At 58.0% G+C, this 5,182-nt stretch carries 4 protein-coding genes and 2 tRNA genes; 3 read left to right on the top strand and 3 right to left on the bottom strand.

The window, feature by feature from the left end; all coding sequences use genetic code 11:
- From ACIONG_RS29730 to ACIONG_RS29720, 3 genes are all read left to right on the top strand, one after another.
- On the top strand, nucleotides 1-240 hold a 240-nt coding region (locus tag ACIONG_RS29730; protein WP_401304529.1), incomplete at its 5' end, for a hypothetical protein.
- A 66-nt stretch (nucleotides 241-306) separates the two neighbouring features.
- Complete coding sequence (locus ACIONG_RS29725) at nucleotides 307-2,115, top strand: di-heme-cytochrome C peroxidase (protein WP_401304527.1); 1,809 nt, start codon at nucleotides 307-309, stop codon at nucleotides 2,113-2,115.
- The gene (locus tag ACIONG_RS29720) at nucleotides 2,112-3,275 is read left to right on the top strand and encodes a catalase family protein (protein ID WP_401304525.1); all 1,164 of its coding nucleotides are present in this window, start codon (nucleotides 2,112-2,114) and stop codon (nucleotides 3,273-3,275) included. The genes ACIONG_RS29725 and ACIONG_RS29720 overlap by 4 nt, the downstream gene beginning before the upstream one ends.
- Here ACIONG_RS29720 and ACIONG_RS29715 read toward each other — a convergent pair whose 3' ends face one another.
- The 3 genes from ACIONG_RS29715 to ACIONG_RS29705 form a co-directional block, all read right to left on the bottom strand.
- Nucleotides 3,276-4,772, bottom strand: coding sequence for a hypothetical protein (locus ACIONG_RS29715; protein ID WP_401304522.1), 1,497 nt, complete (start codon nucleotides 4,770-4,772; stop codon nucleotides 3,276-3,278).
- 61 nt (nucleotides 4,773-4,833) lie between these two features.
- Nucleotides 4,834-4,910: transfer RNA gene (locus ACIONG_RS29710), tRNA-Asp, on the bottom strand.
- Between the two features lie 19 nt (nucleotides 4,911-4,929).
- Nucleotides 4,930-5,005: transfer RNA gene (locus tag ACIONG_RS29705), tRNA-Val, on the bottom strand.
- Between the last annotated feature and the right edge of the window lie 177 nt (nucleotides 5,006-5,182).

Here is a 5,182-nt window from a genome sequence, read left to right as displayed (position 1 = left end):
CAGGGCTACCGCCGCCGCCAACCGATGCTGTTTCATGCTATTTCCTTGTTCATGCGCCGAAAGGGCAATCGAGTAAAGCCGCGAGCTTATCAGGCCGCCACGACCAATGGCTACCGGCATGAGAGCAGTAAACCTGCGATAAGTTCAGGGACCAAAACGCATTTGGGCAAACGGATGATGAAGCTTCTGTCATCTGATCCTGAGCGCGAGCGAATCACCCATCCTTATGACTTGGCGTAATGGCCACTTGCCGCACCGGGTCAAGCTCAGGCATAACAGCGCAACAATTCGACAAGGATGTTTATCTTGCGCCTCTTATTCCGTGTGCTGACCCTGATCGTCGTGCTGCTTGGACTCGTCCTTGCGGTGGTGTTGTATTACGTCGCCAATCCGAAATTACCCTTCTACACCCCCGTGCAACAGGTGCATTACCTGAATCAGTGGTCGCAGGCAGAACGTCAGACCTACTATTTCACGCCACAGGGCACTCAGGTCAAAGGATTGCGTTACGAGTGGTTCCAGGCGCTGGAGTTGCCCTTTTCGCAACAGCGTTTCGCCTCGCCCGAATACCTCGCACGATTTGGCTTTCTAATTGATCCACAACAGAAAGCCACGCCAAACAACCCCGGCAATCTTCCTGTCGGCTTTGCGCGGCACCAGAATCCCGGAAGCACCGAGCAATATCTGGACATAACTTGCGCCGCTTGCCATACCGGAGAATTGCGCTTTAACGGCCAGGCCGTGCGTATTGATGGCGGCTCGGCGCAACACGTATTGCCTTCCAGTGTTCCTACGCTGCGCGGCGGCAGTTTCGGACAAGCCTTGGTCGCCAGTCTGACCTCGACTTACTACAACCCATGGAAATTCGAACGCTTCGCGCGCGCGGTACTGGGCAATGACTACGACGCACGCCGCGAGCAACTGCGCAAAGACTTCAAAGGCTCGCTGAACACTTTTCTGAAAGTCGCCTGGAACGACACCCACCGTGGCCTCTACCCCACCGAAGAAGGCCCGGGACGCACCGATGCATTCGGGCGGATTGCCAACGCGACGTTCGGCGATGCCATTTCTCCCGCCAACTATCGCGTCGCCAACGCGCCGGTGGACTACCCGCAGTTGTGGGACATGTGGACGTTCGACTGGGTGCAGTGGAACGGTTCTGCGCAACAGCCGATGGCGCGCAACATCGGCGAGGCATTGGGTGTCGGCGCCACCCTGAACTTCTTCGACGCCAATGGCCAACCGCTGCAAGGTGATGAACGCTATGCCTCCAGCGTCCGTGTGCGTGATCTGCACAAAATCGAAGAAACCCTGCAACACCTGCAACCACCCGCGTGGCCGGAAGACGTGTTTGGCGCCGTCGACAAACCGCTGGCGGCCAAGGGACGTGCACTGTTTGCCGAGAACTGCGCCGGCTGCCACGTGCCGCGCAAGACTCAGGAAGGCGAACGCTGGGTGCAGCATTTGCACCTTCTGCCAGTGGACGCGATCGGCACCGATCCGAATGCTGCCAACAACATCGCCAGCCATCGTTTCGACCTCACGGCCCTGCAATGGGATCTGAAAGAGCTGGAAAAAATGGACGTGAAACTGCACCCGTCACCCGAGGAGCCGCTGGATCTGAGCCAGTTGTCCGTGGCCAAAGGCCTGGCGTACGTCACCGCATTCGTCGAAAACCGCGCTTATCGCGAAGCCAACGTCACTGCGCAAGAGAAACCGCGACTCGACGGTTTCGGCCTGCCGATCGGTGTGCGCGAAAAAGTCGCCTACAAGGCTCGCCCACTGGCCGGCGTCTGGGCCACTGCGCCGTTTCTGCACAACGGTTCGGTGCCGAGCCTTTATCAGTTGCTGTCGCCGCAGGATGAGCGCGCCACCACCTTCTATAAAGGCAGCTTCGAATACGATCCGCGGCATCTGGGCTATCGCACCGAAGCTTTTACCAATGGCTTCCTGTTCGACACGCGGATCACCGGCAACCACAACAGCGGTCATGAATTCCGTGCGGGTGAACGCGGCAATGGTGTCATCGGCCGCTGGTTGCAGCCCGAAGAACGTTGGGCGTTGCTGGAATACCTGAAAGTCCTCGGCGGTCCACTGGAGGCGCAATTGCCATGATCTCGACCTTCAAGAAAGACCTCCCGCCGCTGGCCCGGATCTGGTTGTGGCTGGGGCGCCTGCTGGGCAAAACCCTGCTGTTGTTACTCGCCATCGGCCTGCTCGGCGGGGCCGTTGCCTGGGCCTGGTTTGCCTGGCAGCACCGTGGCCCGGTTTCCGCGCTGGAGCAGATTCCGCCGGGCGAGTCGGCCATGACTCAAGAGGTGATTCAGACCGCCGTGCGCATTGTTGATCAGCACCGCGAGCCGACCCGCTATCTGCGCGACGCTCACGCCAAGGCGCATGGTTGCGTGAAGGCGCAGGTGCTGGTTCTGCCGCAACTTGCCCAGTCGTTGCAGCAGGGCGTGTTCAGCGAGCCGGGGAAAACCTGGCAAGCGCTGATTCGCCTGTCCAACGGCAACGCCTATCCGCAGTTCGACAGCATCCGCGATGCCCGGGGCATGGCGATCAAATTGCTCGACGTACCCGGCAACCCCTTGCTCGACAACCGCCAGCAACAGCACGAGCAAGACTTCGTGATGTTCAGTCATCCGAACTTCTTTGTCAGTGATGTCGCCGAGTATCGTCAGAATGTGGCGGCGCAGGCTGACGGCAAAAAGGTCATGGCGTTTTTCCCCGGTTGGGATCCGCGCACCTGGCAAGTCCGGCATCTGTTTATTGCCCTGGCAACGTTGTCGCCTGCGCCGGAAAGCCCGACGGGCACCACGTATTTTTCGGTCTCGCCGTACAAGTTCGGCGAGTCGAACGCCAAATTCCGGGTAACGCCGGATCCCGACAATTGCCCGGCCTACACCCTGCCCCAACAAAACCAGGATCTGCCGAACTTCCTGCGCAGCGCCCTGTATCAGCAACTCTCGACGGATCGCGTACCGGCCTGTTTCCTGCTGCAGATTCAGCGCCAGGATGCCAACAAATACATGCCGATCGAGGACACCAGCATCGAGTGGCGCGAGCAGGATTCGCCGTTCGAAACCGTGGCCCGTATCACCGTGCCACCTCAGGATTTCGATACACCGCAGCAGAACCTCGATTGCGACAACCTGTCCTTCAACCCCTGGTTCGGCATTGAAGCGCACCGCCCGATTGGCGGTATCAATCGCCTGCGCAAAGCGGTGTACGAGGCGGTCAGCGACTATCGTCATCAGCGCAATGGCGGTTGATCATGGCTCTTGCTGTGCGGCAGATGACGCCATGACTCTTCCAGCCTGGGGCCATACAGCACTAGGGAGCAGGACGCTGAGAATTCCGGCGCTGGCGACCTTGTCGATCAACATCTGCGCACTGATGTCGCCGGAGTTGATTTTTTGCTCAAGGTCTTGAGCGAGTTCGGCGATCAACTCGCGAACCTTGGGCAGTATCGGTTTGGCGAAACGCAAGACAGCGCCGTCGGGGGTGATTGCAAAAATGCGTTGATGAGGCGCTTCACTGACCCGTGCCAGATCGACTTTGAGGTCGGCGGTAGAGAAAAAATTGCGCGAAAGATCGGTCCCGCCCGATGTCGGCGATGGTTGAATCGAGTGATAAATGCCAAGCACGCGAAAGGCTCGGGGGATGCGCGGCTGACCCTGTTGATTCCTGGGAAACAGCGCACTGCGGTCAAAGCTCGCGTATTGGCGGGAGACCGGCTCGGTGACGATCAGAAAATCACTGACGTTATGTTTGAGAATAAAACCGACATTGGGATTTGCCGACGGCAACGCGGGTAATTGTTTTCGCAGATAGACGGCTGCTTCTTTTGCATTTCGACAGATCGGACCAAAGATCGGCATGGTTTTAAGCGCCGGTGGTGCCTGCAGAATGTCCGACCGCCAACTGGCTTTGAGCCGGCCACGGTGCCGCCAAAGATCCCCGGGAACCACAACGGTTACCTTTCCAGCCGCCACCGCCAACAGGATCCACAGGCTGCTGGGAATCGAACCCTCTTCATACAGGATCTGAAAACGTCGCGAATCGCCATCCGGGTTTGGCGCAAGGCGCGGCGACAGTTCCTGTTCAAACGGCAGATTGGTCGACGTGTACGAGAGAAGTCCGCCGTTACCGGCACTCAGATAACATTTCGAGTATTTTCGATGCGGATTCATCACCGCAGACAAATCGGCAATGGTGAAGAAGCGATTGCGCTGAACCCATTCCGTGGTGGCTTCGTCGGCGCCTTGAACCTTGGCCGGGTGCGCATGGAAACTCGCTTCGAGGGAAAAACCTCTGGGAATGATCAACTGGCCATTCGCACCGGCAGTCACTGCCCACTCTCGACGCGGATCCTTGGCTGGATCAGGGAGTTTTTCCTCGACCCCGCTGGCTTTAGCCTCGATCCGCTGAACGCAATAGAAGCGCTCGTCCGCGCTTTTCAGAATGAACCAGTGCAACTCGGTACTTCGCGGCGGTTTCAGCAGGCCGTGCAGACACGCTGCGGCATCGTCGCTCGAGAGAAATGCAGGTTTGTCTGCCATGAATGACAGCGCATCCGTGTCGTCGGCAGAAACGGTAGCGGTTGCAGAGGGAGTTGGGGGCATGCGGTCGGGCTCTCGGCAGGCAATGGAATCGGCGCCATGACCTGATGAGGTCATGGAAAACAAGGTCCATTGTCCGAAAACGATGCGACTGGCAGGCACTACATAGATATAGGCCGTGAAGAAAACCCAAACGCCAGACAGCAAAAAGCCCGCACTAGGCGGGCTTTCTGTGGAATCTGACGTTCAGTGTTCCAGATTCCGAATATGGCGCAGCGGACGGGACTCGAACCCGCGACCCCCGGCGTGACAGGCCGGTATTCTAACCGACTGAACTACCGCTGCGCGAAACGCTTGAAACGAATGGTGGGTGATGACGGGATCGAACCGCCGACATTCTGCTTGTAAGGCAGACGCTCTCCCAGCTGAGCTAATCACCCTTCGCTTCGTTACGGGACGCATTATGCCACAAGTTTTCGTAAAGTGTTGATTTAATTGAAGTTTTTTTCAAATAAATCCGAAAACCGGTGAAACGACACATCTCGAAGGTACAACTCGAGGCAGAAAAAAACCCGCCTTGGCGGGTTCTTCCTTGGTAACCTGGCGTTCAGTGTTCC

The sequence above is a fragment of the Pseudomonas sp. NPDC087817 genome (genome assembly GCF_044742875.1).
Classification (GTDB): domain Bacteria; phylum Pseudomonadota; class Gammaproteobacteria; order Pseudomonadales; family Pseudomonadaceae; genus Aquipseudomonas.
This window is presented reverse-complemented; position numbering and strand designations above follow the sequence as displayed.